This is a genomic window from Leptospira johnsonii, from assembly GCF_003112675.1.
Classification (GTDB): Bacteria; Spirochaetota; Leptospiria; order Leptospirales; family Leptospiraceae; genus Leptospira_B; species Leptospira_B johnsonii.
In genome coordinates, this window is record NZ_BFAY01000011.1 from 815,568 (window position 1) to 838,347 (window position 22,780).

The window sequence follows — 22,780 nt, forward strand, 5'->3', positions numbered from 1 at the left end:
AGTCTTTTGACGGAAACTTATCCCACTAAATAAAGAAGAGGGAAGAGGTAAATCCAGATCAAGTCGACCACGTGCCAGAATAATCCAACTCCTTCTACAGGGGTGAAGTATTCAGGACCAACTTGGTTTTTGATCACTTTCAAAAGTACCCAGAAGATAAGAAACGCGCCAGCAAGAACGTGCAAACCGTGAATCCCGGACATCACGAAATAGAATCCGAAGAACAAAGGCCAGTTTTTGGTTCTTTCCAAAAGTGTCAGGTGTTCGTATTCAGTTTCGTCCAGATGAAGTTTGTGTTCTCTTTCTGCTACGCTAAGCTTGTTAGCTTCTGCAAGTAGAGCACCCACTTTGGTTACCTTCTCACCGGAAGCGCTTAATTCTTCAGTATAAGCATATTTACCTGGAACCGTACCTACGTGGAACTTGTGAGTGTATTCGAAAAATTTTACGACCATGAAGATCGCAGCACAAGCAATCGTTACCGCAAGAGCGATGATCGCCTTCTTTTTAAGACCTCTTTGCACGTAGTTGATACCAAGCGCCATAGTGAAGGAGCTAAATAGAAGAACTACTGTGTTCACCGCACCCAAGACCACGGAAAGCTGCTTACTTCCTGCATGGAAAACTTGAGGATACAAAGAATGGTAGATGGAATATCCTACGAATAATCCACCGAACATCAGGATTTCCGTAACAAGGAATAACCAGATCCCTTGTTTGGAAGATTCGTATTGATGTTCTGCGCTATCGAAATGATGTGCGTGATGAAAACCACCTGTGTGATTAGCGGTACTCATATGGCCCTCCGGTTAGTACTGGGGTCTTGTCAAAGTTTTCGTGTGGAGGAGGAGAAGGAATAGTCCACTCCAAGGTTTTTCCTCCGAAAGGATTGTTTCCTGCTTCTTTTCCTTTCAGAAGTGCATAGATCACTCCGAAAAGTCCGACCAAGAATCCTGTTCCGATCAACCAAGATCCGAAAGTGGACATTTGGTTTAATTCGGTGAATGTAGGAAGATAATCGTAGTATCTACGAGGCATACCCATATTTCCCAAAATGAATTGAGGGAAGAAGGTAACGTTAAATCCGGAGAAGATAAAGACCCAGGAAATTCTTCCGGTCAGGTCGCTATAAATTTTTCCGGTAACTTTAGGGAACCAGTAGATCAATGCTCCCATAAGAGCCATCAGAGTTCCACCAACCATCACGTAATGGAAGTGAGCCACAACGAAGTAAGTATCATGGAAGTGAACGTCCATACCGGTAGAAGCCAGATATACGCCTGTCAAACCACCGATTGTGAATAAGAACATGAATCCGATCGCGAATAACATCGGAGCATCCAAACGGATACTTCCTTTATACATGGTCGCAATCCAATTGAACAATTTGATCGCTGTAGGAACTCCTACAAGCATTGTGATGAAGGAAAATAAAATCCCTGCAAACTCAGATTGTCCGGAAACGAACATATGGTGTCCCCAAACTAAGAAGGAAACCCCAGCGATCGCTAAGGAAGAGTAAGCAATTGCAGTATAACCGAAGATGATCTTACGAGAGTAAGTTGCAACTAACTCGGAGATCACTCCCATCGCAGGAAGGATCATGATATAAACTGCTGGGTGAGAATAGAACCAGAAGAAGTGCTGGAATAGTACCGGATCTCCTCCCAACTGAGGATCAAAAATCCCCACTCCAAGAGTTTTCTCTGCAATGAGTAAAAGCAGAGTGATCGCAAGAACCGGAGTTGCCAATACTTGCAGGATCGCAGTTGAGTAAAGCGCCCAAACCATGAGAGGAATTCTGTTCATGGTCATTCCAGGTGCTCTCAGTTTATGAGTGGTAACGATGAAGTTCAAACCAGTCAAGATCGAGGAGAACCCGATGATGAATACTCCAAGAACCATCGGGATCACTCCCAGACCGGTCTTAATGGAAGAATACGGGGTGTAGAAGGTCCAACCGGTATCTACGTTTTCCAAGAAGAGAGTGGAACCAGTGATCGCAGCACCGATCATCAGCATGTACCAGCTCATCAAGTTCAATCTTGGGAAAGCTACGTCTTTTGCTCCGATCATAATCGGAAGAACGAAGTTTCCGAAAATTGCAGGAATCCCTGGAACGATCACCATGAACACCATAATGGCTCCATGGTAGGTCATCATTCTGTTATAAACGTCTGCGGAAAAAAGAGTTTTTCCCGGTGTGAATAATTCTGCGCGAACTAATAAAGCGAAAACTCCTCCTAAAAAGAAGAAGCTCATGATCGCGATAAAGTACATGATCCCGATACGCTTATGATCTAAGGTCGTAAGCCAGGACCAAATCCCCTTTTGGTGATTCAGGTAATTATGTTGCTCGTGGGCCATTGTCCGTAATCCTATTTAAGCGTCTTAATGAATTCGATGATGTCCTTGATCTCTTCCTCTTTGATCCTTCCTTGGAAAGAAGACATCGCAGGAGGGAATCCAGCTACGATCTTAGCTGTAGGAACAAGGATGGATTGTTTGATATAAGCGTCGTCCGCAACAACGGAAGATCCGTCTGCGAAGTCTCTCTTATTACCATAAAGACCTTTGAAGCTCGGTCCAACAATCCTGGATCCGTCGATGGAGTGACATCCGCTACATCCAAGGCTTCCCTTGAAAAGAGCTTCTCCTCTTTCCGCAGGTCCTTTGTTGTTAGCGCCAGCATTTGCTGCGATTTTCTCGGCCTGCCAAGCAGCGAATTGCTCGCCGTCCACCACACGAATCGTAGCCATCATATTGGAGTGTTTGGTTCCACAATACTCAGTACAGAAAACTGTGAAGTCACCTTTCTCGATCGGAGTGAAAGTGAAAGTAGTCCTTCTGCCAGGAACCGCATCCATTTTGTTCCTGAATGCAGGAACATAGAAACTATGAAGAACGTCATCAGAGGTAAGAATGAAACGAATAGTTTTACCTACTGGAACTACTACGATCTCAGGCTTGAGAAGAGTAGAATCCGGATCATTTTCCACTAACTTTTTATCTGTTGGGCTATTGATCTCGATATCATTCGCGTATTTGAAAGTCCATGCCCACTGGCGAGCAGTTACGTGAACTTCAACATCGCCTTTTTCGCCGACTCTGCGAAGATCATGAAACACACTCCATCCCCAAGCAAAGATGATCATCATGATCACGAAAGGTATGAAAGACCATAAGAACTCAGCAAGAGTATTGTGCGTGATGTACGCACTTTTTTGGTCTTCAGTTTTTCTTCTATACTTGAAAATGAATATTACCATTCCCCCAATGAGAATGATAAAAGAGATAAGGCCCGAAACAAGAAGAAAGATATAGAGGTTATCTACATCTCCCGATTCTTTTGTCGCTGGAACCGGCATGAAGCTTGTCGCCGTAATAAAAGAGAACCAGTTCATCGGATCGAAATCACTCCTTCCTTTTTTTATACTGTACTAGACGAGTTTTGTTTCTTCCAAAAGCGGAATAAGAACGCTGTAAGGATAACGACAGTGAGAAAACCGCCGATTCGCATGATATTGAATGCGTATAATGTATACCTATTTTTGGATGGATCAAATTGGAAGCAAAAAAGGGCAACGCTGTCAGTCAAATCGCCGATTTTACCGTTTCCAGCCTCAACGAGAGATAATCTCAGGGTCCTTTCATCCATTGGAATCCCTTTTAAGTATCTGGAAATTTGTCCATCCGGGGTGATCACATAGGCTACAGAAACATGTACCCATTGATCGTTATAAGGATTCCATTTGTATGTAAAACCCAAGCTGGAAGCTAAAGCCTTTATTTCAGGATCATATCCGGTTAAAAAACTCCAGCCGGAACCGTCCCCTCTTCCATAATCTTTCACATAAACTTCTTTTTTCGCTTTCGCAAGATCAGGTTTTTCTTTCGGATCAAAACTCACTGCTACGTAATTGAACTCTTTTCCGACTTCTAAGTTTAATTCTTTGAGTGAGGCTGAGATCTCATTTAGATAAAGACTGCAGAGTGTGGGACATCTATAATACACTAAGGTAAGAAGAAGTGGCTTTCCTTCTTTCAGATAATCGCCTATGCGGACTTGTTTACCTTGTTCATCCACGAAAGATAAATTGGTATCTATATGATTTCCTAATTTTTCTTCCAAACCTACACCTTCGAGCTCGGCAGGAACCGTATGAGCAGGTAATTCTCTTTCGGTATCGAAGGATAAAACGGATAAGAATGGTAAGAAAAGAATAAGAGCCGCAGCTATTTTAGAAAAGCACTGCGGATGATTGGAGGAGAACAAGATTCTTATTCCCGGATTCTTTCCTTACTTCGCCGCTGCCGAAGTGTTAGAAGGAACTACTTCGTTATAATCTTTAACACCCTTGTGAAATGCAGTGAGATAAACGAAATAAAGAATGTTTGCGGCCAATACGACCACGAATGTCCAAAAACCTGCCTTGTTGTAATGGTCTCCGTTTTGGCTCATGGAATGACTCCTAAAGTATCAAAAAAAAACGTTTCACTTTTATAAAAAGCGAAAGATACCAACCAGTTTTGGAGACCTGTCCTTTTTTTGAAAGCGTTTTTGCTTTTCAGTCTTTTCATACGTTTAGAACCGACATAAAAAGCTTCTATCCTTAGGTCGGGCACCAGAACGCTCGTTCTTTAGAATCTTCAATTTTTCTTCGCATGAGAATTAGTCTCAGATCAAAATTAACACTTCCAATTTTCAGACATCAAATCTCTTGCCCCAAATCAGTCGCGCTCAAGTATGGTAAAGGAGAGTTCGGATTCTCCGAAAAAACAGAATGATTGCGTCTACTTATTCTCATTTCAGAAAGTTTTCTCTCTTTCTGGTTCTTTATTCAGTTTTAATTTTTCTAAATTTATTGTATGGGCCTCTTGTCCGAGCTACTGATTCCGGACTTGCTTGTCCTGATTGGCCTTTTTGTTTCGGTAAAATTTTTCCGGACTTCGACTTTAATATTTTTATGGAAGTTGGACATAGATATTATTCCGGATTTTTAGGAATTGTCCTTATCGCAGGCGCAATCTGGACTGCAATTGTTCCCGAATTAAGAAAACCTTTCTTAGGTTATTTTATCCTAGGGATCTTACTTATCGCTTCTCAAGTTACATTGGGAGGTTTGACTGTTCTTCTTTCTTTAGATCCTGCGACTGTAAATCTGCATTTATTGAATGCGATCTTGTTTTTGCTCTGCATAGTTACCGCTACGTTTAAAGCTCACAATCTAGCAAAATTTACAGATTCAAATGAGTTTTTAACTAAACAAAGTTTATTGCAGAAGGATCAGATCCCTCTTCTGATCGGAGTATTATTAATATTCTTCCAAATCATCTTAGGGGGAAGGGTAAGTTCCAACTACGCAGGACTTGCATGTTTAGAATTCCCGACTTGTAATGGAGAATGGATCCCTTCCGTTCCGGAACCTAAGACACAGATCCAGGTACAACACAGATTGGGCGCTTATTTGGTAACATTTTACGTTCTTCTAATAAACCTTTATGGAATATTTAAAGGATTCTCTGCAGAAACAAAAAAATACGTGAGAACGGCGATCGTTCTTCTGGTTATGCAGATCGGATTGGGAGTTGTGAACGTATACATGAAACTCCCGAAATTAGTGACCGCAGCTCATACTGGAGTCGCCATTCTTCTTTTCTTATCCGTTTATGCAGTTTGGGTGCAGAGAGCCTCAGAGCTTTCTAAGAGTAAGGTTTCTTAAATAGAATGAATAATTTTTTCTCAGACTGGAATCAAATGATCAAACCAAGGGTAAGCTCCCTGGTTTTAGCTACTGCTGTGCCTGGTTTATATCTCGGTTCTCCTTCAGCACCTAGTACACTTCTGGTCTTTATGACAATGCTCGGGACTTTTTTGATGTCTTCCGCATCTTTCATTTTCAACCAGATCTTAGAAAAGGACAGAGACGCTAAAATGAAACGGACTGCAAATCGTCCGATCCCCGCAGGAAGGATCAGTAAGGCGCAAGCTTGGATCGTAGGATTTGCGATGACTTTTGCGGCTTTTTGGGTTTTGTATTATTTTGCAAATCTGCTGACTGCGACATGTGCGTTTGCTGCACTTCTCGCTTATGTTTTTCTTTATACAATACTCTTAAAACCAAGAACACATCAGAATATCGTAATAGGCGGAGTGGCAGGCTGCGTAGGACCTCTGATAGGTTATGCTGCCGTCAGTAATTCTTTGCCGTTACCTGCTTGGATCTTGTTTTTGATGATCTTTCTCTGGACTCCGGCTCATTTCTGGGCACTTGCCATCTTTTTAAAAGAAGACTATAGCGATGCGAATTTTCCTATGCTGCCTGTTGTAAAAGGTGTGAAGGAAACTGGACGTTCTATTTTGTTTTATACTGTTCTTTACGTAGGATCTGTGATCGCGTTCTATTGGGCGGAGCCTTCCATGGGTTGGTTGTATATGATCTCTTCGGTGGCGTTGAGCATTTCTATACTTTACCTTTCCGTAAAATTATTTCAGAATCCTGAGCCTAAATTCGCGAGAGGATTTTTCTTCTTCAGTATTTTACACTTGTTTTTGATCAATATTTTAATTCTGATCGACCATTCGATCCCTGCCTGAACCCATAAGTTTTCCAACTCCAGTTCGGATATAATTTATTTAGGGAAAATTTTCCTTTACGTTAAATCCGGTTTTCTGCTCAAAAAATTTCACTTCACTTTTTAAACCTTTCAGAGTTGACAGTCGCTTAAGAGCGTATAGATTTCTCTCCTCAAGAGGTTTTTCCCATGATCAATCTTTCGAATTCGGTTCGCCCTTATGTCCTGAAACTATTGGTGGTTTTAGGCTTAATATCATTTTCGGGCTCTTCAATTTTTTCTCAGAATAAACCGGGAGAATTCGACGCGGAATTGTATGCACAGTTGGTAAGACAAAGTAATGTGCAGTTCACGAATCTAATCAAATCCAAGACCGTGCTTACGGATCATAAAGGTTGGAAGAAGCCGATTGACAAAGCATTCGGTAAACTTTCTAAAAACTCCGGAAATCCTCCTTTTCCTCTAGTTTATAAAATTGTGAAAGAGCCAAGCTTCAACGCATTCGCAATGGCAGGTGGACAATTCTGCATTCACTCTGGTGCCTTAGATTCACTCGATGAGATCATCAAACAAAAAGAAGCGGATGCCGCTCAGAAGTTGGACTTCCATCGGGAAAGATATATCGCGGGAGTATTGTCTCACGAGTTAGCTCACTTCTATAACAGACATGTTTTCAACAGTGTGAAAAAGTTTTACGCGCTCAAAGACGAGCCCTCTGGAAAAGCATTTTTAGAAAATAGCAAATTCTCTCAAGAGCAAGAGTTAGATGCGGACCAGACAGGATTATTCTTATTGGATAAGGCAGGTTACGGCGGCGACTTCATGCTCGTCACTCTCCAAACCTTAAATGAAGTGGAGCAATCTTATAAAGAAGCATTAGCATCTTCTAAAGCAGATAAAACCAGACCGGAACTGATCGGCTCTCATTATTTCTCCAGCCACCCTTCTCCAAATGAAAGGTTGTCCAGACTCAAGACGGATAAACAAGAATTGTATAGCTTCTTAGCTAAGATGGAAAAAACTTTCGATGATATCCAGCTGGGAAGAAACTTAGATGAAGCAAGATCCAACTTAGAAGACGGGCTTAAAAAATTCCCTGAAAACACTTTCTTGAGTAAAGCACTCGCAGTTTGTATGCACAAGATCTGGATGGCGACCGCTTCTAACGAAGAATTAAAATTAAAACCTGTATTGGACATGCCTTCCTTTAGAGACACTATGGTGTTTCCTCCGGATAAAAGTAAACGTGCAGTTATGAGGATCGTTCCCGGAAACGAAGCGGCTTATAATCGTGCACTCAAAGCATATAGAGAAGTAATCATAAAAACGGATGATCCATATTTTCTTTCTAACTATGCAGTCTTACTTTCTTATTCCGCGGACGAAAAAGATCTGGATGTTGCGGTAAGCGTAGCCAACAAAGCTTTCCAAGCAGAAGGAACTGTTTCTCTAGCAAATAACTTGGGAGTAGTCCTATTCTGGACAGACAAAAGAGAAGAAGCGAAAGAACTTTTCAATCGCCTCGCACTGTCAATCGACCAAAAGATCAGAACTCTTGCTTCTCAAAGTGGGAACAATCCTCAGATCGCTCAATATCTAAGGACGATAGGCCAATCCACGGCTCAGAAGCAACAAGTAGATCCTGACTATATCTATGAGAACTTTACTCCTATCTTGAATATCGCGTTGGTAGAATCTTATTCTGCAGTAGATCCTAAATCCAAAGGACTCGCTAATTATTATCTTACCAATTATGATTCTACTTCCGGTTGGGCAAAGGTTCTAGCAAAGATCCATTCAATAGAACTTACAGCTCCTACTCCTGCTAACGAAGTGAATGCTTTTAAAGTTGGTGGGGTTGGTCCTGGCGACAAGTTAGAAGACCTATTGAAAAACTGGGGAAAACCTACACGTATCAAAACGGATAAAAAAAGCGGTCTGGAATATTTCGAATATGATAACAAAGAGACAGCGTTTATCTTAGATATGGGAACAGTAGTGCAGGTGAATGTAGTCGGAGATGCAAGCCCAGGCTTAGGACAAGGAATTACAGTTGGATCTTCTAAACCGGCTGCAGAAAAACTATTGGGTTCTAAGTACAGAAAACAAGGTGATTATCACGACTACTACGAAAAAGGAAAAGCTTTCGTGAAGTATAATAAACACGGAAAGATAGATCTTTTAGTGGTTCAGTGATCGATCCTTAAGAAAAAACCTTCTAATCAAAATACCGGTCCCGGAAACCAAAATCGCCGGGACCCAAATATATAAAAGTTCAGACTGGACCACAACCCAACCTCTTGCCGTAAAAAAGTTTTTAGGACCGATAGGAGAAACTCGGATCGGTCTATATTCAAAAAAGATCCTTTCGGAACTCCAAGGAACGAAGAAGCCAACTCCTAAACCACCTGTGGTCATCGCATCCAACACTCCGTGAGAAACTGCAGATACAAAAAGAAATAAAAAAATAGTAAACCAGCTTGCTTTCAGTTTGGTCCTGAAGAATGCCACGATGCAGGACATTACCAAGGCAAATAAAATAGAATGCGTAAATCCTCTATGACCCCAGTCACTCTCATACGGGATCCCGAATTTAAAAGCAACCACGTCGAAATCAGGAAGAATAGAGAAGAATATTCCAAAAATGGCAAGTATTGCTGGGATTTTCTTTTTTCCGAAGAAAAAGAAGAGCGAAATTGGAACTGCTGGGTGGGAGAATATAGTGGCCATTATTTAATCCGGATCAAGTCCTGCAACGAACCAAACTTCCATCTTTGCGGAAAAATATCCTCATCTCCATTCCCTTCTCCGGAGCCTGGGCATGATAATCCAATTTGCATTCGGACTCAGAAGGAGAGAAAGGATTTCGTGGAAGTTTTTCCTTAGGGCACCAGAATCTTTCCTTTTCGGAACTGTACAATTTCCAATCGGAAGGATAGAGAGGATGGATCCCCGCATCTAAAAATAGGTTCCTGGAAAGCTCCTGAGGTTGGTAAGGACTTCCACCTCCATGGACTCCTACGAACATATCCACTCTATCATCTCTGATGTACAGAGGCGATCCTGTATCATTTAAGCAGAAGTACCCGTCATGATACTTTCCATTCTGCATTTTGATTTTCTTCTCTTTGATTTTGGGGATATAAGCCAATGTACCGATCACCTTTGACTTATTGCAGGAAGAAATTTTAGTCCCGATCTTCTCGCATAGATCCTTAAAACTCACAGCCAAGGTCCTGTAAGGAAACACCTGGTAATTGTATCCCGCACCCCAACCCCATTCTAGATCGTAGAGTTCGTATTTTCCTTCTCCTGCAAAATGGTATTTCTTCCCGTCCTTTGCGATCCCGCTTCCTTCCCAACGTACTTGCTCTAAGAATGTAGCGGACGCTCTGCCGATTTCTTTTCCAGAAGGAGAATATGCGGCCACTTCCGTTCCGGGAAAGGCTTCTTCCAATGCTAAATGATAATACGTAGGATAATAGGCTCCTAAACTCGTTGGTTGGAATTCCGACAAACGTTCTAGATCTTCTTGGGAGAGAAATCTTTCTAAAGGCTTTGGAGAATGATCCAGGGAGGTCTGCATGGGTCGAAACGTATGCTGGTAGGCCAGAGGTTTCAAATTGGTCCTTGGATAGATGCAGGAATCTTTAGAGCGACGTATCTTTGAGGTTTCGGACTTGGTAAATGGATCTTCTAAAATAACTGCTTCTCCGTGAAATACACGGATACTTTGTTCCTTTTCGGGAAACTTACATTCACAACCTTCCGGAGAGTTAATGCAGAGTACTTTTGCATAAACCGGAGGAGCGTTTTGGCTGAATTGAGAACTGGAGAATAGGGATAAGAGTAAAATGCAGAGTAATATCCCGCTCCCAGAAGGGAGCGGGACCAGTTTCTTCAGAAAAAAGAGCAATTAGATGTTGCTCTCTCCTTCGCTGGAACCGCCAGTTGGGAACAGGCTTGGTGTAGGCGTAGGTTCTGGGGTCGCAACTGGAGCAGCTGGACGAGGCGCCGGTTTCGGAGCAGTTTTTTTCTTAACTACTTTCTTTTTAGGCGCAGCTTTCTTCTTAACTGCTTTCTTCTTAGTGGCTTTAACGACCTTTTTTTTCGCTACTTTCTTCTTTGCCGCTTTCTTCTTAGGTGCGGCTTTTTTCTTTGCTTTCTTCTTAGCTACCATGGTAGATACTCCTTGTATCTGGGGAATCTTTCCGTTATTCCTAGAGTAAATTTCCACTCGTAAGACTTAGAGGTAAAAGAGTAAAACCTTTTTTCATTTTCTTTCGTTAAAGCAATCTAAAACAATTCATAATGTTTCGTTTCTATCTCTAAGTTGCGCTGACTGAGTATCCTAGATCGGTAAAACTCTCTTCAGGAGAACGTAGTCGATGGCTGATCAAGAAGGCTTTGACTAAACCTTTTCCTTTCACGTTGATCTCTCCCCTTTCTGTTAACGCAAAATCGGATCGAATTAGTTCTGCGGTGGACTCAGTGACCTGAATTTCTCCCGGAACACCATGAGATTCCATACGACTGGCAAGATTTACAGCATCTCCCCAGATATCGTAGATGAATTTTTTCGTTCCGATGACTCCTGCAACTACCGGACCTGTATTAATCCCTATCCTCATACGCAGTTTAGTACCCATTTTTTTGAGTTTGAATTTGGAAAGGAGCTCCTTCATGTCCCAAGCCATATGAGCCACAAGCAAAGGATGTGCCTCATTCGGTAATGGAAGGCCACCTACCGCCATGTACGCGTCTCCGATGGTCTTAATCTTCTCCAAACCGTATTTTTCTGCCAGAATATCAAAGTGAGAGAAGACTTCGTTTAAGAGACGTACTACGGACTCAGGCCTCATCACCGCGGAAAGTTTAGTGAAACCCACAATATCTGCAAAAAGTATAGAAACATTCGGATAACTGTCCGCGATGAGCCCGGCATTTGACTTCAGTTCCTGCGCAATAGAATGTGGAAGAACGTTCAGAAGTAATTTTTCAGCCTTATCCTGCTCTATACGGACCTTTTCATAAGCGTCTGCGATCTCGACCCTTGCTTTTTCATTGTCTGCAAGTGTAGAACGTACCGCTCCGAGAACTAAATTGTAACGTTCTGCAATCTGACCGACTTCGGTAAACGGCTCTACCGGAACATCCACTGCTAGGTCCCCAGTCTTTCTCTGGTAATCCATAGCTAAGAATAGATCTATCAGCTCCGTAGTTGCCTTATGCTCGGAGATATTCAGGCCCATTCTTTCTTCGTCCCCGTCTACGCGGAGAGGGAAAAATTTATTAATCAGGTAGAAGATCAGTAGAGAAAGTCCGAACGCAAATCCACCCACCGAAAATATCCCCAATAACTGGGTAAGAAGAAGAGAGGACCTAGTAACATTATTTCCGATCAAGTTCAGATCAGCGAAAATTCCTACTGCGATTGTTCCCCAAATTCCTCCGATCAAGTGAACTGGGATGGCTCCTACTGCATCATCTATCTTCAGTTTTTCTAAAAGTTTTTCCGCAGGAAGAACGAATAAGCCCGCGATACTACCGATAATCGCAGACTGAATTGGAGTAAAACAATCCGCTCCTGCAGTAATGGCAACTAGTCCAGCCAAAGATCCGTTCAGTGGCGCTGTCGGTTCCGGGAATCCCTTGATCAACCATGCAGCCAACATCGCTACCATGAGAGAAAATCCGGAAGAAATGATCGTGTTCAGTATAATGCCTGGAACTTTTTCATTAAAACCTAAAGTGCTTCCCCCATTGAATCCCATCCATCCGAACCAAAGAAGAATTCCACCTAACATCGCCATAGGAAGATTACTTCCTGTCACGGCCTTGGGTGGTTCGTTCTCTGGGAATCTTCCGATCCTTGCTCCAACAATAAGAAGAAGTGAAAGCGATACCCAACCACCCACACTATGAACTAAAGTGGAACCGGCAAAGTCATGAAATCCCCTCGCTGCCAACCAACCATGATTTTCATCCGTCAGACTTCCTCCCCAACACCAGTGACCAGCGATCGGATAGATCACACCTGAGATCAAAGCTGTGGCGAATAAATAAGAATGGAATTTTAATCTTTCTGCAACTGCTCCAGAGACTATAGTCGCAGAAGTTCCGCAGAACACTAGCTGAAATAAGAAGAAGGTCGGAGGCCAAGCCTTTCCGACCGGAAACGCAGGAGCAAATAATGAAGTTCCTATAAGCCCGTTCCATGTGACTCCAAACATGAGTCCGAATCCGAATGTATAAAAGAGAAGAGTGGCCACTCCGAAGTCCGCCACATTCTTGATAGCGACATTAATAGAGTTCTTAGCTCTAGTAAGTCCGGATTCTAATACAAGGAAACCACCTTGCATGATTAGCACCAGTCCGGAACATACTAAGACCCAAAGTATGTCCAATAAGCTCTTTTCTGAACTCATAGAAAAGGTTCCCCCGAATGGATTCTCACAAAATGTTCGCTTATTAATCTAAATTATCGGAATCATTTTAATCTAATCTAACAAGACGCAAGCGGGAAACCTCATAATAATGTAACAATGAAGGGCGATAAATGCCCCGAAAGCAATCCCCCACTTGAGTGAGTTCCTACCCTGAAAAGGACCATGGCACCTTCTCCAAATCCCAAAACTTCTTAGGATTTGGGAGAAAATTCGATTTTTTTGAAGAACAGTGTTTATTTCGAACGTAACGACCGTTCTACAAAGTCTTATAGATAACGGCTAAAGCAGGGGCTTCGAAGGAGAAAAAAGCCTTTCCCTCTAAAAAGCCTGTTTTAAACAAGGATTAACTCTACAAAAACCGAGATGTTGGTATAATTCCATGAGGGAAATCAAAACCGTAACCGTTCTTGGCGCAAATGGGACAATGGGCGCCGGATCCGCAGCTATCGTGGCTGCATTTGGTAAGGCAAAAGTCCATATGTTAGCCCGTGACGTTAACAAAGCCAAAGAAGGGATCGAAAAAGCTATTTCTTCCATCAAAACGGACACTATCCGTCCTAGATTAATTCCAGGCTCTTATGACCAAGACCTGGAAAAAGCTGTCTCCGAATCCGATTGGGTTTTCGAGCTTGTTGCAGAAAGTTATGAAGTAAAAGAACCGATCAACAAAAGGATCGCTAAGGCTCGTAAACCGGGCACGATCGTATCCACTGTTTCTTCCGGTCTTTCTATCGCTCGTCTAGCGGATGCTTTCGACGAAGACGGTAAAAAACATTATTACGGAACTCACTTCTTCAACCCTCCGTATAAAATGATCCTTTGCGAATTGGTAACTCACGCAGGAAACGATAAAAAAGTTACTAAAAAACTGGGAGAGTACCTGGATAAAACTCTGGGACGCGCTGTAGTTTATACAAACGACACTCCGGCATTTGCAGGTAACAGGATCGGATTCCAGCTCATCAACGAAGCCGCTATCAAAGCGGAAGAATATTCCGACAAAGGTGGTATCGCACTGATCGACGCGATCATGAGCGGATACACCGGAAGAGCAATGGCTCCTCTGGATACTGCTGACTTCGTTGGTTTGGATGTTCATAAGGCGATCGTAGACAACCTCTATGAGATGACTAAAGACGCTGCACATTCTACCTTCAAACTTCCTGGTTATTTCCAAAAGTTGATCGATAAAGGTGACTTAGGAAGAAAGTCCGGACAAGGTCTTTATAAGATGACCAAAACTCCTGACGGTAAAAAGGAAAAATTGTATTACGATATCAAAGGTGATCTGTATATTCCGGTCCCTAAATTCGATATTCCTTTTATCAAAGAAGCAAACCGCAGGATCGGCGAGGCTGATTATATCGGCGCAATGAATATAGTAAAAGAAGCGAAAGGTCTGGAAGCAGATATCGCTCGTTACTTTATCGCTCGTTACGTAAGCTACTCTCTCTCTCTCGTGGGAGAAGTTGTGGAAAGCAAAGAAATGACCGACCTTGCAATGGGAACCGGATTTAACTGGGCGCCTGCATCTGCATTCGTAGACTTCTTAGGCGGACCTAAGGAAGCAATCAGTCTAATCACTAAGGCGAAACTTCCTGTTCCGGAAGTATTGGCAAAAGCAAAAGCGGGAAAACCTTTCTATCAACTGAAAGACGTTTTAGATGCTCGTTCTCTTTTTAAAGGATAATAAGGGAGGAAAGATTACATGAAAGATGCAGTTTACGTACTCGGCGGAGAGCAAACAGACTTCCAACGTAACTGGACTAAAGAAGGAAAAACCTTCATGTCCTTGTTCAGGGAAGCCGTTCAAGACGGACTAGAAAAAGTTGGTCTTACTCCTGATGAAATCAAAAAGTTAAACAAACAAAACCGTATTGGAGTTTTCGTAGGGAACTTTGATGGGGAACAATATGCAGTCCAAGGACATTTGGGTGCTTTCTTAACTGAAGTAGATCCTTGTTTCTTCGGGGTTCCAGGCGCTCGTTATGAAGCTGCTTGTGCTTCCGGTTCTGTTGCTATAGACGCTGCTCAAACCAAACTCCGCTCTAAAGACTACGACGTAGCGATCGTTGTAGGAATGGAGATCATGAAGACCGTTTCTTCTTCCGTAGGAGGAGACTTCTTAGGAACCGCAGCTTATTACGAAAAAGAAGCTAAGGGAGTTCAATTCCCATTCCCTAAACTTTTCGGAAAACTCGCAGACGTTCTTTTAGAGCGCTACAAGTTAGATGAAAAACGTTATATGGGAGCGCTTGCGGAAATTTCCAGAATCAATTACGCAAACGCAAAACGTAACCCTAAAGCTCAAACCCGTTCTTGGTTCATGAACAATGAACATGCAAACGCAAGGGGCGGAGAATTCAATATGGCAGTGGGTGGACGTCTTGCGATCACCGACTGTTCTCAAGTAACTGACGGTGCTGCGTTAGTGGTTCTTGCTAATAAGAATTACGCAGAAGAATTCGCTAAGAAAAAAGGAACTAAACTTTCCGCTTATCCTAAGATCAAAGGATGGGGACACAGAGTTGCTCCGATCACTTTCGAAGCGAAAGTTGCCGAATCCAAAGGAGACAAATGGGTTCTTCCTTGGACTCGCCAAACCGTTAAAGATGCATTCGATCGTTCCGGTCTGAACACTAAGGACATAGACGTTTTCGAAACTCACGACTGTTTCACTTCTTCCGAGTATGCAGCGATCTCCGCATTTGGGATCACTCAACCAGGTAAAGAACACGAAGCGATCGAAGACGGAGTGATCGACTTCCACGGTAAAAAACCGATCAACCCATCCGGTGGACTTATCGGAGCGGGACACCCTGTTGGAGCTTCCGGTGTGAGAATGATGTTAGACATCTACAAACAAGTTACCGGAACTGCAGGTGATTACCAAGTAGAAGGCGCTAAAAATGGACTGATGCTCAATATCGGGGGATCAGCAACCACCAATTACGTGTTCGTAGTCGGAAAATAAATTCTTTCTACAAAAAAGAATGGAAAAGCCCGGTATTCCCGGGCTTTTCGTTTATATGGGTTTACGCACAGCAAAAGATTGGAATCAATTTTTACTCAGGTTCTTCGTAGCTCTAGGCTTTTGGGAAGTAGCTTCTGTCTCTCTTCGAACTCTTTTATTCTCCACTTTCTATTTTGATCCGAACTTAAAGAACTTCTTCGTTCCAATGTCCCAAGTCTTTTGGATTGGACCAATCGTTGCGGATATCTTAGAAGTATTCTTCATTGGAATATTAACATCTCTTGTTAGACCTGCATTGCCTTACGGACTTTTGGGCGGATTAATCGTTGGGATTTGTTTTTCCGTCGCTGCTTTCGTAGCTCCCGCATTAGCAATCTCTCAATTTACAGGGGCTTTTCCTGTAAAACTGGTTTGGCTTTGGGTATTCTATCAATCCGTTCTAAGTATATTATCTTGTTTCGTTTTTACCTTCTCTAGCGAAGAAGATTAACTGATCCGAAATTCGTTTCAATTTTTTATAACTTCATTCCAAATCCAAAAACCCTGGGAGTAAATCCGAACCAAGCAGGGTCCAATTTCCCAAAGGGAAATTCTCTTTTTGATTTAGTATGAAAACGATCCTTTGGATTCTAATCTCATTACTTTCTATTGGAAGTCTGACCGCAGGTCCGAAAGATCAAAACGAGATCCGGAACATTCCCCTCTATTCCTTGGATCTAGAAAGAAAAACATTATACCAAGAACTGGGCCAAATCCCGGAAGATGATCTGATCATTTTAAATTTTACCAGTTCCGACTGCCCTCCTTGTAAGGAAGAAGTCCCGAATCTATTAGAATATTCTAAAAAATGGAATAGCTCCCATCCTAAAAGAAAGCTACATCTTTTGATCATTTTTGTGGGAGATAATCCCGGTTCGGTTTCCAAATTAGCGAACGAACTCGGCATCAAAAAGCAAGCTTCCTTATATTTTGACAGCTTACAAACAAGTATGAGAATTTTAGAATTCCCTGGAACACCGACCACAATGGTAGTCCAAAATAAAAATGTCCTATTCAAAGAATACGGATACACCCAGGAAAACTGGTCCAAAATGATTTCCGTTCTGGAAAACAGGAGATAATCCTTTGGGAAATGAAGTAGTAAAGCCTTGGTCTCGCGATGTTGGAACTCCTAGAAAGACTTCTTTTCGTTTTGTAGGAATTCCAACAAAGGGCGTTATTTTAAGGGTCGCTTTCATAAAAATTGCTTCTATCATTTTAATTTTCCTTCTCTCAGGCTCAGAACTTTTTTCAAAAGAAAGCTCAGTCCAGAAGATCTATATACATAAACTCAAATTAGAGAATGGGGTCCCAAAATACTTAGAAAGCAGATTTAGGAACGGGATCATCAATTCTATATTAAAAAACTTTGAAGGAAAATTCAATATAGCCGACGATGAATCTTTAGCTGCACTTCTAAAACAAGTGGAACTAAACCAAAAGCTGAACTGTAGCGATGAGATCTGTATGAAACAGATCGCAGATGCAATCGACGCAGATGAATTGATCTCCGGCACGATCTTTCTTTCCAATAAAGGTTATAAGATCAATTTGAGATCTCAAAAAAGAGATTCGGTCGCGCTTACTTATACAATTAAAACTTCTTTCGATCTGGAATTTCCGGAATACCAAATCGATTATTATTCTTCTGAAGCGGGGCGTAAACTGATCGATCCAAGATATGCGATCAATTTTGCAGCTGCCTTTCCGGGAGCCATTGAGAAGGTAGAGTTTCCTAGTTTTAAGGTGCAAGACGATAAAACTGGAGAGATCAATGTCCTAAATTTCAAAATAGAGGACCAGAGCGCAAAAAGTTTCATAGAAACGATCCGGCCTAAACTTTCCAAAGCAGACGACCTGGTTAAAGAAAAACTCTATGAGAGATCGATTCCAGAATATGTGGAAACCTTAAACGCTTTAGAACAAAGACTTTCGGACAGATCCAAAACAGAAATGTCGAATTATCTGAAAAATATCAGAGGAAAAATATCAAATTCATATTTTCTAATATATAAGGACAAGTTTTCAGAAATGGACTTATCCGCACAAAAAGGCGGAGAGATCTCCTTTTTGAAAAGATTGAGCGAAGAATATAAGGATCTCAAAAAAGAATACACGACCAAAACACCCTCTTCTTTCCGACTGTCCGAATTCGAAAAGGCATTGGATGATCGGATAGAAAAACTGAATTTCTTGATCTTCGGTCTCCAAGAAAAAGAAGGAGACAGGCTCTATGCAGATTTTGATTTTACCGGGGCCATCTTAAATTATAGATCTGTTCGAAACGAGCTTATCAAATTAAGATCCGGACCTGAATCTTCCGCATTAAAATCGAGAGTGGAAAGAAAGATCCTAACTTCGGAAACTACAGGAAGATCTTATCTACAAAGTAAACTTTCAGGATTGTACCAGAGCTTGGAAAAATCGTTTCTTGCAGAAGCATTAGAGTCGGATCCGGATCGTAAGAAAAATTATATAGAGAAGATAGGAGAAGGTTTCAAACAGATCTTGGAAATTTTAGCCAGATCTGAATTTGTTTCAGAAGAACAGATCAAGTATTTTAATCATTTTAGGACTAAGGCTGCTCCTCAGGTTGGTAAAAACTTATTCGATCAGGAAACTGCAGATCTTCTTCTTCATGAAGGGATCGATAAAAAATCCAGAACTCAAGTGGACACCTGCGTCAAGTTAGGGGCCAATCCGAATTCTATCCATTCAGACTCTGGAAAAAACGCTGCTCAAAGATTAGCGGAAAGTGATACGATCCTGATCAGTCCTGACTCCTTAAAAATTTTGAGAAATTCCATCAAAACCGATACAAGTTTAGATTCGGATTTTTTTGAATCCGTTCGACAAAGAAAAATAGATGATATCAACCGATTCGTATTGAGAGGTTCCGATCCGAATACAAAAGATTATTTGGACAATACTCCTTTGCATAAGTCTGCAGGTTTCGGATATTATGAAGTTTCTTCCTTTCTTTTGCAGATCGGAGCCGAGTTAAATTCCAAAAATGGAGAAGGAGAAACGCCTCTGCATAGGGCGGTGCTTCACGGCTTCTATGAGTTATGCACCTTGTTTTTAAGATCCGGAGCGGATCCCAATGCAACTCGAAATGACGGGATGACTCCTTTACATTTAGCCGTTCAATTTCCGGAGATCACAAGGCTACTTTTGCAAAGAGGTTCTGACTTAAATCTAAAGAACGACGAAGGCTGGACACCTGTTCATAAGGCCGCTGAAAGTGGGCATCCTGAATCTTTGAAACTTTTGATCCAAGCAGGTGCAAGAGTAAACGAAAAAGATAATATTGGTTGGACACCTATGGATTGGGCAGTACAAAAAAATCGGTATGAAAATCCGAATATAGTGAAGATCCTTAAAAAAGCAGGAGCAGAATGCCAGGTCAACTGCGTGGAGTAGCCCATCGCAGCTTGTCCTATATTATACTCCTAATTCGGAAAAACCTTCCGGATCGCATCTTTGGAAAGATTTCCTTCCTTATCCGTTCTGATCAGAAGTGCATCTACATAAATCGCAGGCTTTCCTTTTGTATAAGCGACAATGAGAAATCCGTCCTGAACGTTCAGGATACGATATGCCAAATACAATCTTTTAGTTTGTTTCTTCTCCCAAATCTTTTTTCCTTCGGCGGAAAATTTTACCAAACGCAAAGGACCTTCTCCGTCAGAGGCAAGAGCCATAAAATCTTTGTCTGGAGTTTCAATTATATCAGTTAAGAAACCGAGTCCTTCCGTTTTCTGAACTGTTTCCCAAATTAAATCTCCAGTTTGACTTATCTTCATAAGCCAGGTTTGGGTGTTTCTTAGAATTGGAGTCGCAGCTCCTGCAAAAAGTAAATTCCCGTCGGAAAGTGAAGTGATCTTAGTTGCCCATTCTTCTACGCCTGGCTTACCATATTGTTTCTTCCAAACTGGCTTCCCATCTTCATCGATCTTATGAAGGATCACATCTTTTTGAGATTCCTTTCCGGAATGGATGCTTGTATTCTCCGCTAAGATCACTCCTCCATCAGAAAATCCTAAACTAGTTTCCGGAAAGTTTTTGATATCTTTTAAATGTTTTACAAACTTTAAATCTCCATCTTTGGAGAATCGAACGAATAAATACGCAGTCTCAATAGTGCTGGAGATAGTCGTGGTATTTCCTTCTTTCGATTCTTTTTCTATTCTATATTGGACAGAAACGATTGCAGTCCATTTTCCATTCGAAAGTTCATGGAGATGATAAACTCCTACATCCGTTTCTCCGCAGAAGGAATCGCAAAAGTCTTTAGGTAAAATATATTTATCCCAAATCAATTTGCCATCTGCATCGTATTTCATAAAGACGAGTTGTTTCCTTTCGACAGAGCCAATGGTTCCAATGGTTACGAAACCACCGTCGGAAGTTTCACTGGAAAGTTTGGATAATACACTCTCGTAATTCAGAACGCTTAATGTATATCCGCCAAGATCAATTGGTTTACTTGTGAATAAATATTTCCACCAAACAGGGTTTCCGTTCCCATCGATCTTAGTTGCCCAGGCATTCGAATATTTTCTTTTCTCTGCTAGAGAACTTGTATCTATTCTTCCGCAGTCGTTTGCGGATCCGATGATAACTGAACCTCCATCTTTTAAGATCACGAAGTTTCCAGGTAGATCTTCTGGACAATCCTTAGCAACCATACCCGAGTATTGTTCTCCTCCTACTATCGTTTGCCAAAGGTTTGCAGTTTGAGACCATGCGAGAAAAGAGAAGAAGAAAAGTAAGATCGTAAATAAGATTCGTTTCATCTGAGCTTCCAAAAGGAAGCAAACGATGAAGAATTTTTAGATTTTGTAAAGAATTTATTACCTTTGCAGGAATTCCTAGTTATCCCCAAGGTTATAGATCGTTAAGATTCCGGAATACTTTTAGAATATTCTTCCGGACTTTTACCTACCATTCTTTTGAAATCCTTTATAAAATGTGCCTGGTCAAAATATCCCAGCTCCAATGCTAACTCAACCCAGTCCGTATCCTTAGTAATTCGATCCAGGATCTCGAACATTCTATATCGATTGATGACCCATTTAGGACCAACTCCCACATATTGATTGAAGATCCGTTGCAAAGAGCGTTTGTTCATTCCGGAAAGTCGAACCATGTCTTCTACTTTCAAGATGGATCTATCGTTAGAAACTTTTTCAATCAGATCATTGATCCAAGTGATTGTTTCATCTTCTTCCGGAAGTCTTTCATATAAAAAATTTTCTGCAAATTGCACCAGGTCGGATTCAGAATCCAATTCGAATACTTCTCTTTCTAATGGTTCTGTTGGAGTTCCAAACACTTCCTCTATTCGAATTGTCTTATCTGTGATCTCTGAAAGTGATCTTTTATAGAAAGGGTAGAATGCACCGGGCCTGAATTTGATCCCGAATACCCTACCTTCTCCTTCTAACCTTTGCGCAAATCTGCCGCTAACCACTCCGAAAATTTTAGTGTTCTCTTTTTCAAAGACCAGATGAACGGAAGGGTGAGGAAGATTTTCTTGGACCATAGGCCCTGCTTGTCTCATGTCCCAACGAACGGACCAATAATGTTCCACAAAAAACCTTAAACCGGAAGAAGGAGCGCTTCTGGTCAAACTCCAATTCTCACCTGTTATAGATTTAATGATCCCTCTGGGTTTGTTTAAGTCTGTTTTCAAGATTGGACCCTGGATTTAATTCTTCCAAATTCTCCGCTTTTGTCGCGTTTTTACAATCTTTTTGTTTAGTGTTTTGTTATTCTTATTCACACAAGAACGAAGTGCAAGATCGCCGGATCAAGACCAAGGAGATACTATGGAAATCAAATATGAAATTTATATAGCAGCTAAACCGGAACAGGTTTGGAACATTCTAGTTTCGAAAGAAGAAAGTAGCAAAATTTTTCACGGATGCGGGATCGAATCCGATTTCAAAGTAGGAAGTAATTACGCGTATATAGGTCCCGGACCTTCTGGAGATAAAACAGTCCATGTAGAAGGGAAAATTTTGGAAATTGTTCCGAATAAAATCCTATCTATGACTCTTTTAGTCGGTTCCGTATACGGAGAACATTATAAAAACTTTGAGTCCAGAACAGTGTATACTTTGGAGCCTTATGGTAATTCGACCAGACTGAAGCTTGTGAATGACAAAATTAAAGAAGGAGATCCTTCTTACGAACGTTCTGCTGACGGAGGCTGGGCCAGAGTTTTATCTTCGATCAAAAGTTTAGCGGAAACAGGAAAACCTTTGGAACTTCCAATGGGCGAAGGTTAATATTATAAAAATGGAGAATTCAGTCTGCTTTTTCGAAAGTAGTTTTGAATATCTCCAGATCTTCTTCCAAAATTTTGCGGATCCAATCTGGGATCGGTATAGATGTTTTATTCCTATGATCGTAGGATACTTGGACCGTTTTTGCCTTAGTAAAAATTTCCTTTGTTTCCGTATGTCGTATCAAGGATGTAAAGTCCCAAGACTTATTCCCTATTTTAGAAACGCAGGTCCAAACTTCTATCGGATGAAATAGTTCGACTGCCTTGAGCATATCCACTTCCATTCTAGCAAGTAAGAATGGAACATCGTAGATATCTTTTGTATTGAACTTCTTGGAACAATAATCCACTCTTCCTATTTCAAAATAGGACATATATCTGGCATTATTCACATGAGCGAAAGGATCCAAATCATTCCATCTGGTTTGGATCGGAGTGATAATCATA

General features: G+C 41.5%; 21 protein-coding genes. 9 read left to right on the forward strand and 12 right to left on the reverse strand.

Features of this window, described 5'->3' with window-relative positions; genetic code table 11:
- Positions 1 to 17: 17 nt before the first annotated feature.
- The 5 genes from LPTSP_RS12775 to LPTSP_RS19110 are packed head-to-tail and all read right to left on the reverse strand — an operon-like array spanning position 18 to position 4,462.
- Positions 18 to 797 carry a cytochrome c oxidase subunit 3 family protein gene (locus LPTSP_RS12775; RefSeq protein ID WP_108929104.1) on the reverse strand — a complete coding sequence of 260 codons (780 nt, stop codon included), beginning with the start codon at positions 795 to 797 and terminating at the stop codon, positions 18 to 20.
- Complete coding sequence (gene ctaD, locus LPTSP_RS12780; RefSeq protein ID WP_108929105.1) at positions 784 to 2,367, reverse strand: cytochrome c oxidase subunit I; 1,584 nt, start codon at positions 2,365 to 2,367, stop codon at positions 784 to 786. Before ctaD ends, LPTSP_RS12775 begins: the two co-directional genes overlap by 14 nt.
- A gap of 11 nt (positions 2,368 to 2,378) precedes the next feature.
- On the reverse strand, positions 2,379 to 3,404 hold the full coding sequence (gene coxB, locus LPTSP_RS12785) for a cytochrome c oxidase subunit II (protein WP_174704462.1): 1,026 nt from the start codon (positions 3,402 to 3,404) through the stop codon (positions 2,379 to 2,381).
- Between the two features lie 26 nt (positions 3,405 to 3,430).
- Positions 3,431 to 4,276: an SCO family protein gene (locus tag LPTSP_RS12790; protein WP_108929106.1), complete on the reverse strand. Its 846-nt coding sequence runs from the start codon at positions 4,274 to 4,276 to the stop codon at positions 3,431 to 3,433.
- 24 nt (positions 4,277 to 4,300) lie between these two features.
- Positions 4,301 to 4,462 (reverse strand): hypothetical protein, encoded by a 162-nt coding sequence (locus LPTSP_RS19110; protein WP_167396436.1) that lies wholly within the window; start codon positions 4,460 to 4,462, stop codon positions 4,301 to 4,303.
- A 322-nt stretch (positions 4,463 to 4,784) separates the two neighbouring features.
- Between LPTSP_RS19110 and LPTSP_RS12795 the strand changes: the two genes are divergently transcribed.
- The 3 genes from LPTSP_RS12795 (at position 4,785) to LPTSP_RS12805 (ending at position 8,772) form a co-directional block, all read left to right on the forward strand.
- A complete protein-coding gene (locus tag LPTSP_RS12795) occupies positions 4,785 to 5,723 on the forward strand; it encodes a COX15/CtaA family protein (protein ID WP_108929107.1) in 939 nt (312 codons plus the stop codon).
- A gap of 5 nt (positions 5,724 to 5,728) precedes the next feature.
- Positions 5,729 to 6,598 (forward strand): heme o synthase, encoded by an 870-nt coding sequence (cyoE, locus tag LPTSP_RS12800; RefSeq protein ID WP_108929108.1) that lies wholly within the window; start codon positions 5,729 to 5,731, stop codon positions 6,596 to 6,598.
- A gap of 167 nt (positions 6,599 to 6,765) precedes the next feature.
- Positions 6,766 to 8,772: a M48 family metallopeptidase gene (locus LPTSP_RS12805; protein WP_108929109.1), complete on the forward strand. Its 2,007-nt coding sequence runs from the start codon at positions 6,766 to 6,768 to the stop codon at positions 8,770 to 8,772.
- On the opposite strand, the gene LPTSP_RS12810 is transcribed toward LPTSP_RS12805, so the two are convergent.
- The 4 genes from LPTSP_RS12810 to amt all read right to left on the reverse strand — a co-directional run bounded on the left by LPTSP_RS12810 (position 8,758) and on the right by amt (position 13,004).
- Positions 8,758 to 9,306 carry a metal-dependent hydrolase gene (locus LPTSP_RS12810; RefSeq protein ID WP_108929110.1) on the reverse strand — a complete coding sequence of 183 codons (549 nt, stop codon included), beginning with the start codon at positions 9,304 to 9,306 and terminating at the stop codon, positions 8,758 to 8,760. The two genes, LPTSP_RS12805 and LPTSP_RS12810, sit on opposite strands and share 15 nt — an antisense overlap.
- Before the next feature lie 13 nt (positions 9,307 to 9,319).
- Positions 9,320 to 10,492, reverse strand: coding sequence for an RlpA-like double-psi beta-barrel domain-containing protein (locus LPTSP_RS12815; RefSeq protein ID WP_108929111.1), 1,173 nt, complete (start codon positions 10,490 to 10,492; stop codon positions 9,320 to 9,322).
- Complete coding sequence (locus LPTSP_RS19210) at positions 10,493 to 10,756, reverse strand: hypothetical protein (RefSeq protein WP_174704463.1); 264 nt, start codon at positions 10,754 to 10,756, stop codon at positions 10,493 to 10,495.
- Positions 10,757 to 10,904: 148 nt separating this feature from the next.
- Positions 10,905 to 13,004, reverse strand: coding sequence for an ammonium transporter (gene amt, locus LPTSP_RS12825; RefSeq protein ID WP_108929113.1), 2,100 nt, complete (start codon positions 13,002 to 13,004; stop codon positions 10,905 to 10,907).
- Positions 13,005 to 13,404: 400 nt separating this feature from the next.
- On the opposite strand from amt, the gene LPTSP_RS12830 reads away from it, so the two are divergent.
- From LPTSP_RS12830 to LPTSP_RS12850, 5 genes are all read left to right on the forward strand, one after another.
- The gene (locus LPTSP_RS12830) at positions 13,405 to 14,715 is read left to right on the forward strand and encodes a 3-hydroxyacyl-CoA dehydrogenase family protein (protein WP_108929114.1); all 1,311 of its coding nucleotides are present in this window, start codon (positions 13,405 to 13,407) and stop codon (positions 14,713 to 14,715) included.
- Between the two features lie 18 nt (positions 14,716 to 14,733).
- Entirely contained in the window at positions 14,734 to 15,999 is a 1,266-nt protein-coding gene (locus tag LPTSP_RS12835; protein WP_100767130.1) for an acetyl-CoA acetyltransferase, read from the forward strand.
- 55 nt (positions 16,000 to 16,054) lie between these two features.
- Complete coding sequence (locus tag LPTSP_RS12840) at positions 16,055 to 16,489, forward strand: hypothetical protein (RefSeq protein WP_174704480.1); 435 nt, start codon at positions 16,055 to 16,057, stop codon at positions 16,487 to 16,489.
- 118 nt (positions 16,490 to 16,607) lie between these two features.
- Positions 16,608 to 17,120, forward strand: a complete 513-nt coding sequence (locus tag LPTSP_RS12845; RefSeq protein ID WP_108929116.1) for a TlpA family protein disulfide reductase — start codon at positions 16,608 to 16,610, stop codon at positions 17,118 to 17,120.
- 4 nt (positions 17,121 to 17,124) lie between these two features.
- The gene (locus LPTSP_RS12850; RefSeq protein WP_245915564.1) at positions 17,125 to 19,461 is read left to right on the forward strand and encodes an ankyrin repeat domain-containing protein; all 2,337 of its coding nucleotides are present in this window, start codon (positions 17,125 to 17,127) and stop codon (positions 19,459 to 19,461) included.
- A 29-nt stretch (positions 19,462 to 19,490) separates the two neighbouring features.
- Here LPTSP_RS12850 and LPTSP_RS12855 read toward each other — a convergent pair whose 3' ends face one another.
- Both LPTSP_RS12855 and LPTSP_RS12860 read right to left on the reverse strand, forming a co-directional pair.
- Positions 19,491 to 20,837: a hypothetical protein gene (locus tag LPTSP_RS12855; protein ID WP_108929117.1), complete on the reverse strand. Its 1,347-nt coding sequence runs from the start codon at positions 20,835 to 20,837 to the stop codon at positions 19,491 to 19,493.
- A gap of 101 nt (positions 20,838 to 20,938) precedes the next feature.
- Entirely contained in the window at positions 20,939 to 21,736 is a 798-nt protein-coding gene (locus LPTSP_RS12860) for a helix-turn-helix domain-containing protein (protein WP_108929118.1), read from the reverse strand.
- A 136-nt stretch (positions 21,737 to 21,872) separates the two neighbouring features.
- Between LPTSP_RS12860 and LPTSP_RS12865 the strand changes: the two genes are divergently transcribed.
- Complete coding sequence (locus tag LPTSP_RS12865) at positions 21,873 to 22,334, forward strand: SRPBCC domain-containing protein (RefSeq protein WP_245915565.1); 462 nt, start codon at positions 21,873 to 21,875, stop codon at positions 22,332 to 22,334.
- A 19-nt stretch (positions 22,335 to 22,353) separates the two neighbouring features.
- Here LPTSP_RS12865 and LPTSP_RS12870 read toward each other — a convergent pair whose 3' ends face one another.
- Complete coding sequence (locus LPTSP_RS12870; RefSeq protein WP_108929119.1) at positions 22,354 to 22,779, reverse strand: acyl-CoA thioesterase; 426 nt, start codon at positions 22,777 to 22,779, stop codon at positions 22,354 to 22,356.
- Position 22,780 lies beyond the last annotated feature (1 nt).

Excerpts from the sequence above, each read along its gene's own strand:
- LPTSP_RS12775 (WP_108929104.1), bottom strand. The coding sequence starts at position 797 with ATGAGTACCGCTAATCACACAGGTGGTTTTCATCACGCACATCATTTC.
- ctaD (WP_108929105.1), bottom strand. The coding sequence starts at position 2,367 with ATGGCCCACGAGCAACATAATTACCTGAATCACCAAAAGGGGATTTGG.
- coxB (WP_174704462.1), bottom strand. The coding sequence starts at position 3,404 with ATGAACTGGTTCTCTTTTATTACGGCGACAAGCTTCATGCCGGTTCCA.
- LPTSP_RS19110 (WP_167396436.1), bottom strand. The coding sequence starts at position 4,462 with ATGAGCCAAAACGGAGACCATTACAACAAGGCAGGTTTTTGGACATTC.
- LPTSP_RS12795 (WP_108929107.1), top strand. The coding sequence starts at position 4,785 with ATGATTGCGTCTACTTATTCTCATTTCAGAAAGTTTTCTCTCTTTCTG.
- cyoE (WP_108929108.1), top strand. The coding sequence starts at position 5,729 with ATGAATAATTTTTTCTCAGACTGGAATCAAATGATCAAACCAAGGGTA.
- LPTSP_RS12805 (WP_108929109.1), top strand. The coding sequence starts at position 6,766 with ATGATCAATCTTTCGAATTCGGTTCGCCCTTATGTCCTGAAACTATTG.
- LPTSP_RS12810 (WP_108929110.1), bottom strand. The coding sequence starts at position 9,306 with ATGGCCACTATATTCTCCCACCCAGCAGTTCCAATTTCGCTCTTCTTT.
- LPTSP_RS19210 (WP_174704463.1), bottom strand. The coding sequence starts at position 10,756 with ATGGTAGCTAAGAAGAAAGCAAAGAAAAAAGCCGCACCTAAGAAGAAA.
- amt (WP_108929113.1), bottom strand. The coding sequence starts at position 13,004 with ATGAGTTCAGAAAAGAGCTTATTGGACATACTTTGGGTCTTAGTATGT.
- LPTSP_RS12830 (WP_108929114.1), top strand. The coding sequence starts at position 13,405 with ATGAGGGAAATCAAAACCGTAACCGTTCTTGGCGCAAATGGGACAATG.
- LPTSP_RS12835 (WP_100767130.1), top strand. The coding sequence starts at position 14,734 with ATGAAAGATGCAGTTTACGTACTCGGCGGAGAGCAAACAGACTTCCAA.
- LPTSP_RS12840 (WP_174704480.1), top strand. The coding sequence starts at position 16,055 with ATGGGTTTACGCACAGCAAAAGATTGGAATCAATTTTTACTCAGGTTC.
- LPTSP_RS12845 (WP_108929116.1), top strand. The coding sequence starts at position 16,608 with ATGAAAACGATCCTTTGGATTCTAATCTCATTACTTTCTATTGGAAGT.
- LPTSP_RS12855 (WP_108929117.1), bottom strand. The coding sequence starts at position 20,837 with ATGAAACGAATCTTATTTACGATCTTACTTTTCTTCTTCTCTTTTCTC.
- LPTSP_RS12865 (WP_245915565.1), top strand. The coding sequence starts at position 21,873 with ATGGAAATCAAATATGAAATTTATATAGCAGCTAAACCGGAACAGGTT.
- LPTSP_RS12870 (WP_108929119.1), bottom strand. The coding sequence starts at position 22,779 with ATGATTATCACTCCGATCCAAACCAGATGGAATGATTTGGATCCTTTC.